Origin of the sequence: Sphingobacterium olei, from assembly GCF_005048855.1 — a bacterium.
Classification (GTDB): Bacteria; Bacteroidota; Bacteroidia; order Sphingobacteriales; family Sphingobacteriaceae; genus Sphingobacterium; species Sphingobacterium olei.
Map to the genome: position 1 here is coordinate 15,129 of NZ_SUME01000011.1, position 18,764 is coordinate 33,892.

Sequence of the window (18,764 nt, forward strand, 5' to 3'; positions counted from 1 at the left end):
ACGTGAATAATCTATTTGAGTCCATACACTACCTACCAAAGCAGGAAATGATTTGTTATCTTTTTTATATTCGGTGTCATTCAATCAGTTATAACTCACAGAGATTGAATTAAAATTACATTTCGAGAACAATAAAATGCTTCAGTGGTTTATAACGAAATGAAAACAGGTAGTAATTCACGTATAAACAACGGATAATGCTAGATTTTACCTAAAGCGGAAACATATAAAAAAGGTTGTTGTTATTAAGATGAACAGTAATTGTTATTTATAAACTTACGACATGAGTATGGAAAAGATTAATTCAACCCTTTTACAACAATTAACACAGATTCGTAACCAGCCCTGTATTTCGCTATATATGCCTACCCATAGGGTTCATCCGGAAAGTGCCACGGATCCCATCCTGTTTAAAAATCTGGTAAAAAAAATCCAGCTCTACATTACGGAAAACAAGCTAACAGATTATATGTCTTTGTTAGAACCCTTCGAAAAATTGCAGAACGACTACGATTTCTGGAATAATAACGATTGCGGACTAGCTATTTTTAGTGCGAAGAATGAAACACATATTATACGGTTACCTGAGCGTGTAGAGGAAATCACATGTGTTGCCAATTCGTTCTGTGTCAAGCCGTTATTTAAGTTCCATGCGGAAAATAAAGAATATTATTTACTCGCGTTGGGGCAGGATGACGTAAGACTATATACCGGAGATAAATATCATCTCGAGAAACTTAACATACAAGGAAACGTACCGACAAGTATGACGGAAGCGTTGGGTAGCGAGCTTACCGACAATCATGTCCATTCTACTTCGGCACCTACCTCCCATGTTCATGGGTATATGGAAAAAAGTCAGGAGGAAGACATTGACATCGAACGTTTTTTTAGAAGTGTAGATCAGGCACTCAATAGCCACTTTGATTTTTCCCACGATAAACCATTGATACTAGCTGCCTTAGCAGAGCATCATACCGAATTTAAGGCAATAAGCAAGAATCAACATTTACATGAGCACCATATCACAATCAATGCCGAAGCACTAAATATAAAAGAGCTACTGACAAAAGTGAAGAAAGTGATAGAAACTGAACATACAGAAAATATTCGTAAACTGTTGGATAGGCAACAAATTGCGGCTCAGCAAAAATTAAGTAGCCACGAGATTCGCGATGTAGCGTATGATGTTATGGATGGCAAGGTTGAGATATTATTTTTAGAAAACGGAAGAAACCTATCTGGTGAAATCGATTTAGAAAACAGAAAAGTACATCTTAACGAAAATAAAGATACGGATATACTAAACGAATTAGCGTATCTGGTATTTGAAAGAGGTGGACAAATCATCTTGTTGGACAAAGATGATATGCCTTACGATACTGGCGCATTTACGATAAATCGTTTTTAAAGCCGAGGGCGAAGGCTAGCGGTTCCACCTACGGTATCTGTCATGTATTAAATGAGAAAAAAAACGTATTTAGCGTGCCAACATTGAAGACTGTTTCACGCTGATTTTATAGACGGTAACTAGGTAGCCAAGATGTAAATACCATAAAAGCACAACAAGATGAAAACAACGAATGAAATACAGCTATTAGAGAGACAAGGTCTTATTTTAGCTATGATTAATGTGGGGCCAGAGCGAGAGGGACAACCCGCTAATAATCCCGAAGTGGGGGAAACAAATGATTTGGATCGAGATGAAAGTGATGATGATATCGACGATCCGAGCCTTGCGGATACGGAACCATTGCAGGATGATATCGATCGTATTGATGTCGTTGAGGAACAAATTATGGAAGACCTGGAAGAAGATGAAATCGGCACACCTTATGATCTGGATATTGAAGACGACACCATTAGTAATCTGGATGAGGATGACATCCTAGGTGAAGACAATGATTTCGACGATGACCCGGTCGTCTAAATATTATCTTGTAGAAACGAACAATACATATCATCTGTAAATCTCATGTGAAAGGTCAAGCCCTCCACATGAGATTTACATAAAACTTTTTTTTCATGGATGCAGTAAAAAAAACAGTTGACCTGACCAATCAGTTAATAGGTATAAATAATGACCGACAGACGTGGTATACCAAGGCACTGAACGAATTAACAGGTATAGAAAATTTAGATCTTAAATCCATATTGGAAGAGCTATTGGAACAGGCGAAAAAATTTGCAAATGAGCTTAGTCCCTTTGTAGTAATTAATGGACAAGAACCCGCTACCAACACCACTATTTCCGGCAGATTTCAGTTTTTCTGGTCGGATATTAGGTCCACGCTTGCCCAGCTAGAGCGCAAACAGTTGTTGGTGGAATGTGAACAAATTGAAAACACAACACGTGACTTATACAAAAATGTACTAGACCACGCACCGCATCTTTCTGATAAGTTAGTAACCGTTTTGCAGACGCAGGTAGAAATCCACCACATGTCGTACGAGAAAATACATGCCCTAAAGTAACGGTGCTCTTAATCCCAAATTCTACAATTTCCTCAAGAAAGTTGCTTATGCGGTAGAAGCAACACCAATCTCCTGCCCTTTTAACTCTTTCTTGACGTCTTCCAAAAATTCACTTTTAAATCGTTCAATATGCTGTACATTCAGCATCCCGATCTGTATGGCAAGTACATAGTTATCGGCATTCACAGATTTCGTATAGACTTTTATCGGGATGTGCTGATCCACATATTTATGGGCGTCCAGTTTCTGCGTCAGCATGGATTTTACCGGTTCAATCTCTTTTGCTCCGGTAATGGTAAGCTCCATATTAAGTCGAATATCATCGTTTAAGAATGTCCAATTAACCAGTCTGCCAGACAGCAAATCCCCGTTGGGAATGATCACGCGGGCGCCCTGATCGGTCATTAAGGTACTTGATCGGATACCAATTTCGAGTACCTGCCCTTTCTTGTCTGCCAGTTCAATATAATCTCCTATTTTGAAGGGCTTTTCAAAAACTAAAATAATTCCGGAGACAAAGTTGTTGATGATATTCTGTAGACCGAGACCAATTCCTACACTCAATGCACCAATAATAACGGTGAGCCTATCCGTGCCTATTCCAATGATACTGACAGCTATCAAAAAGCCGACTACGACGATGAGCAAGCGGACTAAAGGAAAGAGTGTCATCCGTCTGACGGGCACTGTGTAAGAGACAGGATCATTTAAAAGGCTGTTAAGGCTTTTTTGAAACCAGTGTGCTGTCGCTAGCACCCCGATAGCCAATAATACATTGCCGTATGTATAAGTCATTGTGCCCATTTTTCGTTCATTATTGAAAATATGATCCAACAACTTACTGACCTGATCGTTTATATTCAAGCTATTGACCAAAACTACAATAACTATTATCGTGCAACATACATATAAAACCCGACCAAGAGCTTTACGCATCTTTGGCAGATCAAATCGTTTGATAACATGATCTGTTGGTGCAACCTCAAATTGTTTTTCCAAATCGTGCAATAACATATCTCGAAATGCCCGGAGCGAGAGGGCCTGCAGGAGCGCAATCGCTGCTACACTTCCCCACATCCGTGCGAATTCGATATAGCCAATTACATTGGATAATATGGACAATATATATACCAGTATAATAGCCCACCGAGCGTATATATTGACATATGCTACCGGATTCTCTACATTAATCTTCTTTCCTACTGTATAGATCAAGTATATGCCGAAAGCACACATTGTTCCCGCAAAAATACGTGTCCATGGATCGTCGGCAATCACTAAATTTGCTATGATAAGTAACGCATAATGTAAACTTGTCAATCCCAATGCCCGTTTCTTGTATGGCGTAAGCTGTTCGTATAGAATAACCAATAAGAGGACAAAAATGATGAAATAACTAACCTCCAATACCAGTATAGGTACAACAAAAGAGACTAATGGAAGCAGTGTTAAAAAGAAAACCACTGCTTTGAGTATCGGAATCCATAAGGGATCATTTTTATGAATATTGATTTCATCTTTCTCATCATTTGACCGACGACCTAACCGAAATATCCAATAAAAGTAAAGTCCACTGAGTAAGATCAGAAAAAGTCGGCTGCTCCAAGCTGAATAGTCAAAGTACGCTATGTTTGCCTGATCTCGGGCTAGGTTTTTTTTTACATTTCCTATAATCCTGCGCTGTAAGAGGGGTATCTCGTCCATGATCACCGAATCAGCGGCCTCTGTAAGGAGGGGTGAAGCTGTTTTGAAAGCTACATCCATGATCTGGATTTCCCTTTTTAGTAAGTCCAATCGAGCGTTCAAAACAGATAAACTATCCGTCAGCGCTACATACGTGATGGAATCTAAGAGGTCTTCGGTAGCCAGCCGTTCGACGAGACTATCCTCTATGGATCCCGTACTTTTTTTCTGAAGCAGCGATTTCTCTACAAGCAGAATATCTATTTTTGATTTATCTATGCCAGAAGAAATCCGATTAAGTTGTCGATAGACACTGTCGACAAAAGCGCTGTCCATGCGACCTTCACGTTGGCGCAGTTGCTGGTCACGCTTCAAACTATCTACCTGAGTAATAAAAGATCCAATCCGGATACGCAACCCCTCGACGGATTTCCATTCTTTTGTTTCAGTTGCCTTAGGAACTTCCACTATTTCACTACCATCCGCATTTTCTGTCGTATCCGTTATTTTTTGTTCTTGTCCAACAGTAAACGCTATTCCGAAAAGCAGTATAGCACTTAAGACACAACCATACAATAAATTGTTTTTTTCTTTCATACATTGTCGCGGTAGTCCGATCCCAAAAGTAACAAATAAATATGGGTATAGTTTTATTATGACACTGTATGTATCACATGAAAAAACGAAAATAAAGGGTGAAATCCTTGGTGAGATTTTCTGTCTCAGCTCATGGCTTATCCAATGCCGCTTGCCATTGTTCCCTAATGGTACGCATAGCCAACGGCAGCTCCGTCTCTAGATCTTTAAATCTGCATTCCAAAGCTATTTTTCCAGTATATCCAATTTTCTGAAATGCTTTAAAGAAGGGGGTAAAATCGTCACCGACTACACCGGGGGCAGTACGGTCCTCTTTCTCACCAATATCACAATGGTAAATATATTTTGCCCCCTCTAAGACGACAGATGCGGGTTCATTTTCACGCATCATATGATAAATATCAACCGTTATCTTAAAATTTGGATGATTAACAGCCTCCGCTACGGCTATACACTCTTTTAACGTATTTAGAAAATTACATTCCGTTTTATTTTGGCTTTCCAAAGCCAAAACTACATGATATTGTGCCGCTAGGGCAGCTAATTTCTTAGAAATATGTACAAACTGTGAAAATGCAGTATCTCTATTAAACCCATCGGGAATATGACGGGAAGCACCGCTGCCAAAAACGATGAGGGGAATATTTAAACGTTGCGCTCTTTGAAAAACAGTAGTCGCGTAATTTATGATCGTAGCTTCGTCCATCTCCGGGCCGGTTGTTTTGATCGTCCCCGGAATAAATACATTGACAACGGAAACCGCAACATCGGAATTCTTTGTTTTTTCATCATTGAACGAAGAATCTGCTATCATAGGTTGGAGCACTTCGGAAACCGTTGGTTGAATAAACGAATAACCTGCTTTTTTAACAAGCATGCTTTTGTCCAGATTTGCACACACGCCCAATTCAGGCAAAGCAGATTGGCCATAAGTCATTTTTTGGCAAGTAACAGCAAAAAGTAGCAATAGTATTATTTGTTTCATATGTGTATAATGTGATTTTTATCGGTCATATGGAATATCCATGTGTGTTTGTGTTTATTGATAAGAGTTTGTTTTCATCTGTATCAATGAGCTCGGTTTTTATCAGCCCCTACAGCCCCATACGCAGCCCTGATCGAGAAAGTTGCTTCGCATCTGCCTTCGGCGGTCGCTCGGTCTCGGAAACATGAATATTCATAAATAGATTTTATAACGAATTTCAATACAGTTATGTCCATAAATATAAACAAACTTTTTATTTATCGCCGGTTTATCAGGAAAAACACCTAATTTGATGTTTATTTAAATAAAAATTATAAATCGGCCTTATTTCTATAAATACTTTTTAATACTTTTAAAAAATTAGCGTCACAAAAAACATAGACGTAAAGACATGTTTCTAAAAATAAACAATTCATTTTAATTAAAAATCATCACTTGAAATGATAACGATCAATAATTTCGAAGAATATAAATCCTATGAGGGAAAACAATTAGGATTTTCAGATTGGCATAAAATCGATCAGGAGCAGATCAATCGTTTTGCGGAAGCGACGCTTGACCATCAATGGATACACGTAGATCAGGAAAAAGCAGAATCTGTGGGTCCATTCAAATCGACTATTGCCCACGGTTATCTGACCCTTTCGCTCATCCCCTATCTCTGGAAACAAATTGCTGATGTGCGTAATGTGAAAATGGAAATTAACTACGGCATAGAAAACCTTAAATTTGGTCAAGCGGTACTGGTAAACAGTGAGGTACAGTTGCATGCGAAAGTAAAATCAATACTCAATCTAAGAGGTGTGGTAAAGGCCGTTATTGAAGCAACTTTAGTGATCAGAGACAATGCCAAGCCTGCTTATGTAGGAGATGTTATATTCCTTTACCATTTTAAATAGAAGAAAAGGTTTTAATGGTTAGATTCATTTTAATTCGACGGGGAATTGGGGGATGGCTACCGCAGGCAGCGGGGATGTGTTGAGTGGCATGCTCTCCTCGCTATTGGCGCAAGGACTTTCACCGATAGATGCAGCCCGAACAGGTGTCTTTCTGCACGGGCTAGCTGCTGATTTAGCAATACGAACAATACATCCCAAAAGTCTTATTGCCTCTAATATTATTGAGTATATTTCTTCAGCATGGAATATCGTGGCTCAGAAATAAGGTTTTCGGCTAAATTATCATTAACTTAGAACACTATTCAGCGATATATTTTAATGGAAAAAGATGATTTTTCGGTTTTTAAATACCTAGCAGATCAGAATGATCATGTCTTTTTTGTATATCATACTGGTAAACAGCACATCTGCTATTTAAATGACGCATTTGTGCGAATAACTAACCTTAATATCGCTGAGGTGCAGCATAGTCCTCAACTATTATTTGATATTATTCATCCAGAGGATTTTGAATACGTAGCAAAAAAATTCCGGGAAGTACTAAAAAAATCGCAAATCGCTCCCCTAAAATTTAGAATTATATGCGCCGATACAACGGAAAAATGGATTAGCCTGACATTTTATCCTGTGACGGATCCTTCGCAACCTTATATATGTGGGGTTGCGCAAGATGATACTGCCCGACAAATAGGTATCCAACATTTGGAACAGATTAATACCTGGAAAGACACCATGCTTGAAATCGTGTCTCACGATCTGCGTGGGCCAATCGGCACAACGAAACTTCTCGCATCAATAATAGCTAATAAGGTCCCCGACAACCAAGAAGTGGTAAAACTAACAGGAATGATTCAGGATATTGCAAAGCGTAATCTTGATCTTATACGCCTTCTTTTAAACCGGGAATCCCTAGGTACAATTGATGAATCGATGTCCCCAGAACGTATAGAGATTGTACAGGCTATTCAAAAGGCGATCGGTGCCTATCGTGAATCACATCCCGGAAAAAAGTTTACGCAAACTTCTGCGGATGCTAAGATATACGCCGAGGTGGATAGCGCCAAGTTCTTTCGCATTATCGATCATCTGCTCTACACCGCAACGCAATTTACAACAGATGATGACCAGATTCATATCCATACGCAACAAGTAGAAGATGGCTTCTTGATGACGGTAAAAGATAACGGAATAGGGATTCCAAAAAACTTACAGCCGCTTCTCTTTACAAAATATACGAGGGATCAAGCAGGGGAACTCGGATTCGAAAAATGGACAGAGCTCGGATTGTGGGTAACGAAATCCCTTGTTGATCTACATGGTGGTAAAATCTGGTTTGAATCGGAAGCCGAAAATGGAAGTATCTTTTACGTGAAAATACCTCTCGAAAGAAGACTAAACTAAATTTTATTCCCTTGATAACTAACACATTCCCGGTGAAAATCAAATCTACTTCAGATCGATTAGGTACCCTGTTATCTTTTGATATGTTAAAATTGATGGTCTCGGTAAATTAATACCTGTTTAAACAAATAAAGGTATTGAAAGTTGCGGAAAATCGTTGACAAGTTGGAGTCGTATTTTTAGATGATGTATGGCTATTCCTAGAGCATTGGGACGTCTCGGGAGCGATTCTGGAAAGTGAAGATAATGAACTACTGGTTATTGAGGAATCATTACTTATGAAGCAAGAAGAAGACTTAAGGGAATTGTTTGGATCGAAGATGAGAATGTATGCTATTGAACAACGGTATTGATCAAGAAAATTTCCCGTTTTTCCTGAAATAGGATATCAGGCAATACAAAACAGTTGATCAAATTGCCCCAACTTTCGTACATATCAAAATGGTCGACATATTGTGGCGCAGCAATAAAGGCAGACAAGATCGCATCCTCATCTAGAATATAGATATCAGATTGAAACAACACAATCTGGTTCTCTTCAACAAAATGCATAGCCTCTTCCTTATTCATTGCGTTGATTTGCGAAGAACAGTGCGTAAGCTTTTTAATTTCTTCATCTATGCGCTCCGGATATGTTTGCTGAAGATATTTGGTATAAACACGGTGATCGCCCGTCCTGTACGCCTCATTCTGATAAACCACACGTTCGTAGTTGTGCTCGAAATCCGGATGCTTAACATCGGAAAAAGCCTGGTTATATTCCATTAACCGTTCTATTGTGCTCGTGGGTTTGATATAATCAGTACCGCGTTTCATCGTTTCTGAATAGTATTAGTATCTCTGTTCTAATAAGACAAAATTAATCCTGCCGTGTAAAATGTGTAACCTGATTTTTACATGGCGTACATATTTGGCGCAAAGAACATCATTAATTTTAATGTCTCCTTGTTATTTAACATTTTTATTTTATTATGTAGTGTTTTAGCTACAGCGGATTAAAAGTTTAAGGAAGCATTTGGGAGAACTTTTTAAGGTTTTCGATTGTTGATCTTATAGAAGTTTAAAAAAATGAAAAAAGACCTGATAAACCAATGTGGCCAACTATTGATCGAGAAAGGGTTGACTATTGCCTTTGCAGAAAGTGCCACCGCGGGGCGACTGGCCTACGAATTTTCGCTGGTGACTGATGCGGGAAAATTTTTACAAGGCGGAGTGGTTTGTTACGATGCAGGACTGAAGGAATACTTATTAGATGTACCCGTTCAACAGATAACACAATTTACACCCGAATCTCCCGAAGTGACACGCTCCATAACATTGGGACTTTCGAAACTAATTGATGCGGATATATCTATCGGCGTTACCGGTTTGACCTGCCCGGGCGGAAGTGAGAAACCAGAAAAGCCGGTAGGTACCATGTTTATTCAAGCAGTGAAACAGGGTAAACAACTGTTCGCATCCAGGATGTGGTTTGATGGATCTCAAGAAGCTATTGTAAACGCCACGGTAGATTATGTAGCAAGACAATTGATCACTATATTGTCTGGATCAGATCCTGCGAAAATAATATAAACAACTAACCTATGCAAAACATAAAAAGCCTCCAACGTGCAATTTTAATTCTACTTCTTTTTACACTCAGCGTAGTCATGCTGTATTTTGGAAAAAGTTTCCTTGTTCCCTTAGTGTTAGCAGCCGTATTAGCTATGCTTCTAACAAAGATATGCCGTAAATTGGAAACCCTTAACATACAACGGGGTGTAGCGGCTTTTGTTTCTGTTTTGCTGTTCTTGGCGGCGCTGGCGATAATTGTTGCCTTATTAGGATGGCAGCTCAGTAGCTTCACCGATAATCTAGCGGAGCTAAAACAGCGGGTACTGGAATTTGTTGAAAAATTTAGAGATTGGCTCCATGAAAATATAGGTATTGACCGTAAGCAGCAGGAGAACATCGCCACTTCTCAAGGAGATTCTTCAGTCGGAGCGGGCGACATGCTGATGAGCTTTGCCACAGGCACATTAAGTATAGCGGTAGATATGGTACTCGTTACCGTATACATTTTTCTTTTACTATTATATAGAGGGCGCATTAAAAATTTTATTTTAATGCTTGTAAATACGGCCTATCGTGAAAAAGCTACGCTTATCTTGCAAAAATCATCCGATGTGGCACAACAATATCTAGAAGGTCTCTCTAAAATGATCGTAATGCTATGGATAATGTACGGCATCGGATTTTCTGCATTAGGTGTAGAAAATGCGTTATTTTTTGCTGTACTCTGTGGATTATTAGAAATCGTCCCTTTTGTGGGGAATTTATTGGGAACTTCGTTCACCATTTTGGCTGTAGCTGCACAGGGAGGTGATAGCCGAATCATTATAGGGGTTATTGCGGTTTATATGTTGGTTCAATTTATACAAACGTATATACTCGAACCACTGGTAGTAGGAAGCCAGGTACGGATCAATCCCCTGTTTACAATAATTGCACTGGTGGCAGGAGAACTTATTTGGGGAATCGCTGGCATGGTGCTAGCGATTCCACTTGTGGGCGTAATGCGAATCGTATTCGATCACATTCCCCATTTAAAGCCTTATGCCTACCTCATTGGCTCCGACCAAAAGAAAGGCAAGAGTTTACTTGAAAAGATAAAAAGAAAGTAAACCATCAGTTCTTATGTTCGGCATCCAATAATACTTGTGCTACGATATTTTCCAGATCGACAAGATCAAATGGCTTAGCTAAGTAGGCATCTGCTCCGGCAGTATCGGCAAGTAAATGGATATCATTGTTTGCAGACACGTAGATTACAGGCAGATGCTTGAAATCAAGATGCTGTTTCAGCAGCTGTGTAGCCTTTACACCTCCAATATCTGGTATCCAATTGTCCATCAAAATCACATCAGGTTTAACTTCCGTCACTTTCTCGATGATATCATGGGATGTTTCGGAAACGGCCACATGATATCCGCATGCCTCCAACACAATGGAACATACTTCCAAAATGTTAACGTCATCATCAAAAATTAATACAGTTTTGTCGTTCATAAACAGCTAATTTAGTTGGAATATGTTAATTATTAAAATTAATATTATAAATGTTATTTGTACAATCGATTTACAAATCCGGCCATTTGATCCGGTCTGAGTACATGGTCTATTTTAACTTGCAATATTGCTTGTCTGGGCATATAATCTACTTCTGCGGTTTCCGGGTCTTGAACGACTGTAAACCCATTATTTTGTTTAATGTACTGCAGCCCTTCTACCCCATCTGCATTCGCTCCCGACAGTAATAAAGCTACAGCATTTTCTTGAAATACCTCTGCCGCCGATTGAAAGGTTACATCTATCGATGGTCGCGAATAATTCAATTTCTCGGACGAATCCAAAGACACCATATGTTTATCCTCGAAAAGAAGATGATAATCTGGAGGCACGACATAGATACATTTGCTTTTTAACGTCATTTTGTCTTCTGCCTCACATACTTCTAAATCGGTATAGTTGGATAAGAGCGTATTTAAAATAGAATCGGGATGTGGCTTGCGGTGAAGGATAATTATAATAGGAAACGAAATATCATTATTAAGTTGTGGCAATACCTTTAACAGTACGGTAAGACTTCCTGCCGAGCCGCCAATTAAGAGTATTTCTGTTGCTTTTAACATACTGCTAACCTGATTACTTTATTTGATTTTCTTCCAAATTTTTTCTGTCATCACCTGTTTATAACGATTTTCCAGGTTAGAGAAACGTATCGTTTCTTTGGCTCCCAGCGCTAAAAAACCAAAATTATCTAAACTATCGTCAAATAATTTAAATACTTTATTTTGTAATTCTTTATCAAAGTAGATCAACACATTTCTGCATATAATCAATTGAAATTCGTTGAAAGAACTATCTGAAACCAAATTATGTGTAGAAAAGATCATTTTTTCTTTTAGGTCAGCATGGAACTTCACCATATCGTAATTGGCCGTATAATATTGCGAAAAATCTGCTGCCCCTCCTGATAAAATATAATTTTCCGAATATTGTTTCATCTGACTAATCGGAAATATCCCCTTTCTGGCTTTTTCTAATACACCAGGATTAATATCTGTGGCATATATCAATGATCTATTGTATAAGTTAGCCTCTTTCAAAAGTATTGCTATGGAATAGGCTTCTTCTCCTGTGGCACATCCCGCAAGCCAAATTCGGATAAAGGGATAAGTTCCCAATTGGGGAAAAACCTTTTCGCGTAAAGCTTTATAAAAAAAAGGATCCCGAAACATCTCGGTAACATTCACCGTTATCTCTTCGATAAAACGTTGTAAATATTCCGGATGATGGATAAGAGTATATCTCAATTCCGCGAAGCTTGTAAATTTATCAATTACACAAATTCTGTTTAACCTTCTCTTTAGGGATGCTCTGCTGTACTGGGTAAAATCGTAACCGTACAAAGAAGATACATCCGCTAAAAGAACTTCCAGTTCGTCATCTTTGATAATATTTGGATCCAACATCAACACACTTTTTCAATTACCGCAATCAATTTATCAATATCAATAGGCTTAGATATATAATCCCATGCTCCTGCCTCAATACATTTTTCTCTATCTCCATGCATAGCTTGTGCCGTAACTGCAATTATTGGAGTTCTTTTACATTCTTCTGAGGCATTGATAACCTTTATTGCTTCATATCCATCCATATCAGGCATCATCATATCCATCAGCACTACACGAATATCCTTGTTTTCCTGAAGTACTGCTATTCCATCAGCGGCCCCAGAACAGGATATAGATTTATACCCTCTTGCTTTCAGCGCCAATCCCAATGCAAAAATATTTCTGCTATCATCATCAATGATTAATATCAACTTGTCCTTGTCCATATCATATTAACTTTCGTATAACCAAACTCTTAATAAGGAAAGCAATTGATCGGTATCTACCGGTTTAGAAATGTAATCCGATGCTCCAGCAACAATACATTTCTCCCGGTCGCCAGTCATTGCTTTAGCAGTAACAGCCATTATAGGCAGTCTTGCATATTGCGGCATTTGGCGAATCAATTTGATGGTTTCATATCCATCCATCTCGGGCATCATCATATCCATCAGCACAATGGAAACATCAGGGTTCTCTTTCAACTGCTGAAGCGCTTCTTTGCCATCTATTGCGGAAATAACTTTCATTTGATATTTTTCCAACGCTTTTGTGAGCGAAAATATGTTTCTGACATCGTCGTCGGCTATTAACACCTTTCTACCATTTAACACTTCATTTAGTGAACCTAATTTGTTGGTTTTTCGTTTTTCAGTATCTGTTCCCTTCTCTTCGACGAGATGTAAAAACAAGCCTACTTCATCTAAGATACGCTGATACGAATGTGCAGTTTTTATAACAATTGAATCGGCATATTGCTTGATCTTCCGTTCTTCGGCCTGAGAGAGATTTTTACCGGTAAAAATGATAATAGGTAGGTTCTCGAGTCCCGCATGCTGTTTGACAGCTTCAAGGGTTTCGTAACCAATCTTATCAGGTACACCCATATCAAGGATCACACAATTGACCGCATCAGAGGTCAAAGCTTTTACACTATCTTCTACATTGCTCCTAATTTCCGAGACGATATTAAAGTTGCTAAGGAAATAGGAAAGCGCTGTCGCATGTTTAGGATTTTCCTCGATAATCAATACTTTTTTAGGGTACCGGGTTAACGCATCTTCAATTTTCTTAAACATGTTGCTTATCTGTTCCAAAGCGATCGGCTTATTAATAAAATCTATAGCCCCTTTTAATAAGCTCTCTTTTTTAACCTTTAACGACGACATAATATGTACCGGGATATGTCTGGTCCTCATATTGCTTTTTATTTCATCCATTACTTGCCAACCATCTTTGATCGGTAACTGGATATCCAACAAAATAGCTAATGGCTGGTATTTTAAGGCAAATTCAGCGGCCATATCACCGCGTACAACGACGATTCCCTTATAGTTTTGTTGCCGCGTGTATTTTAATAACGCTTTTGCAAAATTGGTATCATCTTCTACAATCAATATGATCTTATCCCCTTTCTTAATTGTATGTCTGTCATCATCTATTTCGTCGGGAATATCCTGTACTGCATAGGAGCTGATCCGTTCCGCAACAAGGGTATTAATTTCTTCCACATCAGAAGATATGCTTTCTATTAATTCTTCTGTCTCGGGTTTTACCACATGGGTCATTTTGACCTTGGGAATAACGAGACTGAAAGTACTCCCCTCATTTTCTTTACTTTGTAGTTTTATCTCTCCTCCTAACAGTCGTGCTATTTCACGGCTTATAGACAAGCCCAAACCCGTACCTCCAAATCTTCTTCTGGTCGAACCATCGGCTTGCTGAAACGCTTCGAAGATTATTTTTTGCTTTTCTTCTGCGATTCCAATTCCGGTATCGGTAACTGCAAAAACGATATTATTTTTATCGGTATCATCGTCAGCTATCTTCAACTTAATACTCCCTTTCGAAGTAAACTTGATGGCATTGGATAAAAGGTTTCGAAGCACCTGATCTAAACGCATTTTATCGGTCTCTATCTTTTCATATAAATCTGGCTGAATATCAATTTGTAAATCCAAAGACTTTTCCTTGATAATGGGTAGAAATAAATTATTAAGCTCCTGCGTGATCTCTGACAGCGTGACCTCCTGATAGTCAAGTTCCATTTTCCCCGCTTCAATCTTAGAAAGATCCAAAATCTCGTCGATAAGACTTAATAGACTTGTCCCCGAGCTTTGTATCACTTTTGCTGATTCGATTTGGTCTTCGTTTAAGTTTTCATCTGCGTTTTCTGTCATTAACCGTGATAACAACAAAATTGAATTCAATGGGGTCCGGAGCTCATGAGACATATTTGCCAAAAATTCAGACTTATATTTAGTGCTTAACGCCAGCTCTTCTGCTTTCTGTTGGATATCTAAATTTCGTTCGGCAATCAGGTGATTCTTTTCTTCTAATAGTTTGGAGCGCTCTTCCAGCTCTTGATTAGACTGCAAAAGCTCTTCCTGCTGAACTTTCAATTCTTCTTCTGAAGCTTGTAGCTTTTGTGTTTGGGCTTCGAGCTCGGTATTGAGATTCTCCAGCTCGGCGTGCTGTGTCTGTAATTCCTCTGCCTGAGCCTGTGTTTCTTCCAATAGAGTCTGAATCTGTTTTCTACCTTTTGCCGCAGACAATGCAAGCGCAATATTTCTGCAGGCTTCTTTGTAGTACTTTATTTCCCTGTCACCAAATTTGGTAGAAGACCCCAATTCTACAACACCTATGCAACTCTGATGTAACAGAACGGGCAATAACAAAATGTGTTCTACTTTTAACTGCCCATTGGAAAAGCTTACTACATAATCTTTATCATCTAGATTTTCAAATACCTTTTCTTTACCATCTTTAAAAACCTGCCCTACCATACCTTGTCCGGGGATGAAGCTTTTTGTCATTCTATCTTCTAAACCATATGCACTTTGTAATTTTACCGCTCCGTTATCAAAGAGGTAAAATGCGCCATTTATACACGCAGCGTAATTGATCAAATGATTAAGAGAATCCGATGCCAACACATCTTCGGTTTTATTGCCAACAAGTGTTTCGTTCAAAGCAGCTAGACCGGTTTGCCTCCATTCATTGCTATTGAGTTCATCGAAAGAAGATTTTAATGCATCTGTCATTTCATTAAGGGAGCCCGCCAAACTTCCTAAATCGTCTTTTTCATTATCCTCCACTCTCACCGTATAATCGCCGCGGGCTATTTTGTTGGCTATTGTCTGTATAATATTCAATCGGCGGCTTATTTCCTCATCTTTTTTCTTTAAAGAAATCTGCAATTCCTCTCTTTTATTGAAATCCTTTCGAATTCGCATATACGATATAACCGTAATAACCAAGGAAACGAGAGCGGCCAGAACAATAAAAATAGACGTGTAGCTCGACGACTGATTCAACATCGCAGATCGGTTACTTAAAAGGATTTCCTCTTCTCGAATAAAACGCGATATAATATTGCGGCAACTATCCATATATACCTTTCCCTCTTCTAATTGCCCTATGGTGACCTCACGGCCTTCCCGTTTAAGTTCTATTAGATTTGTTAGGATACCTATTCTGGAGTTTACTAACGAGGTAAGGCTATCCGCCCGCTGGGCTTGAAACGGATTATCCAACGTTAAATCCCTGACAACTTTTAAAGAACCTGGCACAAATTTTAAGCTGTGTTGGTAGGGCTCCAGAAAGCTCTCTTTACCCGTAAGATGGTATCCTCTTTGTCCCGTTTCAGCATTTTGTAGGTCGATAAGCACATCATTGGCAGCTGCGATAGCACGTCTCGTGTGATCGACCTTCTCTCTATTATCGATCTGTTGTTTTATACTAATATAGGAAGCGGTAGAACTCGCCAAAAGGATGATTAAGGAAATTCCAAATCCTATTTGCAGGTTTCTTAAAAATGGTCTAGGCATAATGTCTAGTTTAGTTTAAAAGGTATAGTAAAATAAAATGTTGATCCTTGTCCGGCCTGGCTGTGTATGCCGTACGTTCCATGATGTTGCCTGATTATCTCAGCACAAATATAGAGCCCTATTCCTAACCCCTGAAATCGGAGTGAAGATTCTTCTACGCGATAAAATTTATCGAATATGTCTTTTTGTTTGTGCTCCGGAATGCCAATTCCAAAATCCATAACACTTATCCTTACTTGCGAATCTTCCCTTTCAGTCTTTACAATTACGCGGTTAGAATTTGGGGAATATTTGATGGCGTTCGTAAGATAATTGATAAGAACCTGTTCAACCCTTATTTCATCTCCAATAATTGGTTGATCTATTATGTCGCCTTCTCTTTCAATTGCTATATTATTTTTTTCGTGCGTATGATAAATGGTATCTATCACATTAGCAAGAAGATGTTCAAAATTGAATGGTTTTTTGTTCATCTTCATTTTTCCGTTATCTATTTTGGACATATCAAGTAAATCAGCGATAAAACTGTTTAACTTATAGACCTGAGTCTGTACTCTGTTAATATACATGTTTGTTGTGCTGTCCTGCTTGACATCAACCGTCCTTTCGAGCAATTGTATATAAGCTTTAATACTGGTAAGCGGCGTCTTTAATTCGTGACTTGCAATGCTTAGAAATTCATCCTTCTTTTTTTCCATCTGCTTTTGATCGTCGATATCGGTAAATGTACCCACCCATTTTACAACAGCATTTTTTTCTTTTATAGGTATTATGCGTAGGAGATGAAACTTAAAAATATCAGAGCCTATTTCTTTAAGTCTGATTTCGAGATCAAGGGAACTGTCTGTAAGAATGGAGGCTGTCCATTCATCCATTATATCTTTATCCTCTGGATGGGTTTTTGGAAAAGTATTTGATGACAGAGCGTACTTAAACCATTTTTTATTCACAAATTCGATTTGTCTTTCTGCATTTGCAGTAAAGGCTATCTGCGGAAGAGATTCTAAGGTAGAGTGTAAATGGTCTACCCTTTCTTTTAGTTCTGCCTGTGCTTTTTTTCGGGTTTCTATTTCGGATCGTAGTGCCTGTTGTGTTTCATTCAGTGCCAAAGTTTGTTCGTATAACCGATAAAATGTCTTCACCTTTAAGATTAAAATATCAGAATCTACCGGCTTTGTGACATAATCTATCCCTCCAGAGGCATAACCTCTGGTGATAAATTTCTTATCGGTATTCACTGCCGACAGAAAAATAATAGGTATATCTTTTGTCTTGTTGAAACCCGACAGCGTCTCCGCTACCTCAAAACCATCTATTCCAGGCATTTGAACATCTAAAATAATTAATGCATAATTATTTCTCAACACCTTTTTTAAAGCCTCTTCGCCCGATAGTGCAGTATCTACCGAAAAATCTTTGGACTCTAATAACTTTTTTAGAGAATAAATATTTTCCGGTCTATCATCAACAATTAGAATCATGCGTGTTTTTCATAGTTTTAAATCACCTATTCCATATTGCAACAGTGATCTTGGATTTAAAGTTTTAAAATAACTATTTATTATTTGATAATACAAGTTACACCATCAAAATCAATTTTCTTAGAATTACGCTGCAAACCGTTCACCGTTAAAACGCATTCTTTCACCGAATTATTCTATACATTGGTCTAATCGATATTCATTCATACGTTGACCGTTGTTAATTTTGAACTAAACATATAACATAACAACAAAAAAGTAACCTCATGAAAAGAATCATCTCCACTATCGCCACTGTACTGATCTTTATAAGTACTTTCAGTTCTTTCGCTGCCGAGACGGCAAATCCGTTAAAAAATAGGACTACGACCGCTATCGTTGTCGCCTATATGAATGCCGCGACATTACGCAACACAGAATTTAGCGAGCAGTTATTTACTAGGGATTTCGAATATTACGTTGCAGGTCTCTCCGTATCTAAGTTTAACAAAAAACAATACACAAAGTTTCTCAAGCAAAATGGTGGATTGCAGTATGATTGTAAAACCACATATGAAATCTTGGAGGAAACCGGAAGTTCCTGCACTGCAAAAGCCAGCATGCAGTTCGAAAACTTTACACGGGTGGATTATATTACCCTTTGCCGAAAAAAAGACAGCTGGCAAATCAGTAAAGTTGTGACAACTTACCCTTAATCAAATTTTACAAAACAATACCTGGGTTTGCATTGTCATAGTAGGAAACGGAACATGGAT

Annotated in this window: 18 protein-coding genes; 9 read left to right on the forward strand and 9 right to left on the reverse strand. The window is 38.5% G+C overall.

Annotation, left to right across the window (positions count from 1 at the left end; genetic code table 11):
• The first annotated feature begins 289 nt into the window (after positions 1–289).
• The 3 genes from FAZ15_RS20110 to FAZ15_RS20120 all read left to right on the forward strand — a co-directional run bounded on the left by FAZ15_RS20110 (position 290) and on the right by FAZ15_RS20120 (position 2,475).
• Positions 290–1,411 carry a baeRF3 domain-containing protein gene (locus FAZ15_RS20110; protein WP_136903166.1) on the forward strand — a complete coding sequence of 374 codons (1,122 nt, stop codon included), beginning with the start codon at positions 290–292 and terminating at the stop codon, positions 1,409–1,411.
• 159 nt (positions 1,412–1,570) lie between these two features.
• The gene (locus FAZ15_RS20115; RefSeq protein WP_136903167.1) at positions 1,571–1,930 is read left to right on the forward strand and encodes a hypothetical protein; all 360 of its coding nucleotides are present in this window, start codon (positions 1,571–1,573) and stop codon (positions 1,928–1,930) included.
• 95 nt (positions 1,931–2,025) lie between these two features.
• Positions 2,026–2,475 carry a PA2169 family four-helix-bundle protein gene (locus FAZ15_RS20120; protein ID WP_136903168.1) on the forward strand — a complete coding sequence of 150 codons (450 nt, stop codon included), beginning with the start codon at positions 2,026–2,028 and terminating at the stop codon, positions 2,473–2,475.
• Positions 2,476–2,520: 45 nt separating this feature from the next.
• On the opposite strand, the gene FAZ15_RS20125 is transcribed toward FAZ15_RS20120, so the two are convergent.
• Together FAZ15_RS20125 and FAZ15_RS20130 are read right to left on the reverse strand one after the other, a co-directional pair.
• Positions 2,521–4,755 carry a mechanosensitive ion channel domain-containing protein gene (locus FAZ15_RS20125; protein ID WP_136903169.1) on the reverse strand — a complete coding sequence of 745 codons (2,235 nt, stop codon included), beginning with the start codon at positions 4,753–4,755 and terminating at the stop codon, positions 2,521–2,523.
• Positions 4,756–4,885: 130 nt separating this feature from the next.
• On the reverse strand, positions 4,886–5,740 hold the full coding sequence (locus tag FAZ15_RS20130) for a sugar phosphate isomerase/epimerase family protein (RefSeq protein WP_136903170.1): 855 nt from the start codon (positions 5,738–5,740) through the stop codon (positions 4,886–4,888).
• A gap of 440 nt (positions 5,741–6,180) precedes the next feature.
• Here FAZ15_RS20130 and FAZ15_RS20135 point away from each other — a divergent pair, with 440 nt between their 5' ends.
• From FAZ15_RS20135 to FAZ15_RS20145, 3 genes are read left to right on the forward strand one after another with little or no spacing between them, the layout of a single operon-like run.
• Positions 6,181–6,639, forward strand: coding sequence for a MaoC family dehydratase (locus tag FAZ15_RS20135; protein WP_136903171.1), 459 nt, complete (start codon positions 6,181–6,183; stop codon positions 6,637–6,639).
• Positions 6,640–6,661: 22 nt separating this feature from the next.
• Entirely contained in the window at positions 6,662–6,904 is a 243-nt protein-coding gene (locus FAZ15_RS20140; protein WP_262709322.1) for an ADP-dependent NAD(P)H-hydrate dehydratase, read from the forward strand.
• A gap of 53 nt (positions 6,905–6,957) precedes the next feature.
• A complete protein-coding gene (locus tag FAZ15_RS20145; protein WP_136903173.1) occupies positions 6,958–8,040 on the forward strand; it encodes a PAS domain-containing sensor histidine kinase in 1,083 nt (360 codons plus the stop codon).
• A 333-nt stretch (positions 8,041–8,373) separates the two neighbouring features.
• On the opposite strand, the gene FAZ15_RS20150 is transcribed toward FAZ15_RS20145, so the two are convergent.
• Positions 8,374–8,856 (reverse strand): hypothetical protein, encoded by a 483-nt coding sequence (locus FAZ15_RS20150; RefSeq protein WP_136903174.1) that lies wholly within the window; start codon positions 8,854–8,856, stop codon positions 8,374–8,376.
• Between the two features lie 252 nt (positions 8,857–9,108).
• Here FAZ15_RS20150 and FAZ15_RS20155 point away from each other — a divergent pair, with 252 nt between their 5' ends.
• Together FAZ15_RS20155 and FAZ15_RS20160 are read left to right on the forward strand one after the other, a co-directional pair.
• The gene (locus FAZ15_RS20155; RefSeq protein WP_136903175.1) at positions 9,109–9,612 is read left to right on the forward strand and encodes a CinA family protein; all 504 of its coding nucleotides are present in this window, start codon (positions 9,109–9,111) and stop codon (positions 9,610–9,612) included.
• Between the two features lie 11 nt (positions 9,613–9,623).
• Positions 9,624–10,703, forward strand: coding sequence for an AI-2E family transporter (locus tag FAZ15_RS20160; RefSeq protein ID WP_238387325.1), 1,080 nt, complete (start codon positions 9,624–9,626; stop codon positions 10,701–10,703).
• Between the two features lie 4 nt (positions 10,704–10,707).
• Here the strand turns inward: FAZ15_RS20160 and FAZ15_RS20165 are convergent, their stop codons facing one another.
• The 6 genes from FAZ15_RS20165 to FAZ15_RS20190 are packed head-to-tail and all read right to left on the reverse strand — an operon-like array spanning position 10,708 to position 18,009.
• Entirely contained in the window at positions 10,708–11,088 is a 381-nt protein-coding gene (locus FAZ15_RS20165; protein ID WP_136903176.1) for a response regulator, read from the reverse strand.
• Between the two features lie 53 nt (positions 11,089–11,141).
• Positions 11,142–11,711, reverse strand: a complete 570-nt coding sequence (locus tag FAZ15_RS20170; RefSeq protein ID WP_136903177.1) for a chemotaxis protein CheB — start codon at positions 11,709–11,711, stop codon at positions 11,142–11,144.
• Positions 11,712–11,729: 18 nt separating this feature from the next.
• The gene (locus FAZ15_RS20175; RefSeq protein WP_136903178.1) at positions 11,730–12,554 is read right to left on the reverse strand and encodes a CheR family methyltransferase; all 825 of its coding nucleotides are present in this window, start codon (positions 12,552–12,554) and stop codon (positions 11,730–11,732) included.
• Positions 12,554–12,925 carry a response regulator gene (locus FAZ15_RS20180; RefSeq protein WP_136903179.1) on the reverse strand — a complete coding sequence of 124 codons (372 nt, stop codon included), beginning with the start codon at positions 12,923–12,925 and terminating at the stop codon, positions 12,554–12,556. Before FAZ15_RS20180 ends, FAZ15_RS20175 begins: the two co-directional genes overlap by 1 nt.
• A 6-nt stretch (positions 12,926–12,931) precedes the next feature.
• A complete protein-coding gene (locus FAZ15_RS20185) occupies positions 12,932–16,528 on the reverse strand; it encodes a response regulator (protein ID WP_136903180.1) in 3,597 nt (1,198 codons plus the stop codon).
• Between the two features lie 5 nt (positions 16,529–16,533).
• Positions 16,534–18,009, reverse strand: coding sequence for a hybrid sensor histidine kinase/response regulator (locus tag FAZ15_RS20190; RefSeq protein ID WP_136903181.1), 1,476 nt, complete (start codon positions 18,007–18,009; stop codon positions 16,534–16,536).
• A 266-nt stretch (positions 18,010–18,275) separates the two neighbouring features.
• Here FAZ15_RS20190 and FAZ15_RS20195 point away from each other — a divergent pair, with 266 nt between their 5' ends.
• A complete protein-coding gene (locus tag FAZ15_RS20195) occupies positions 18,276–18,704 on the forward strand; it encodes a nuclear transport factor 2 family protein (RefSeq protein ID WP_136903182.1) in 429 nt (142 codons plus the stop codon).
• Positions 18,705–18,764 lie beyond the last annotated feature (60 nt).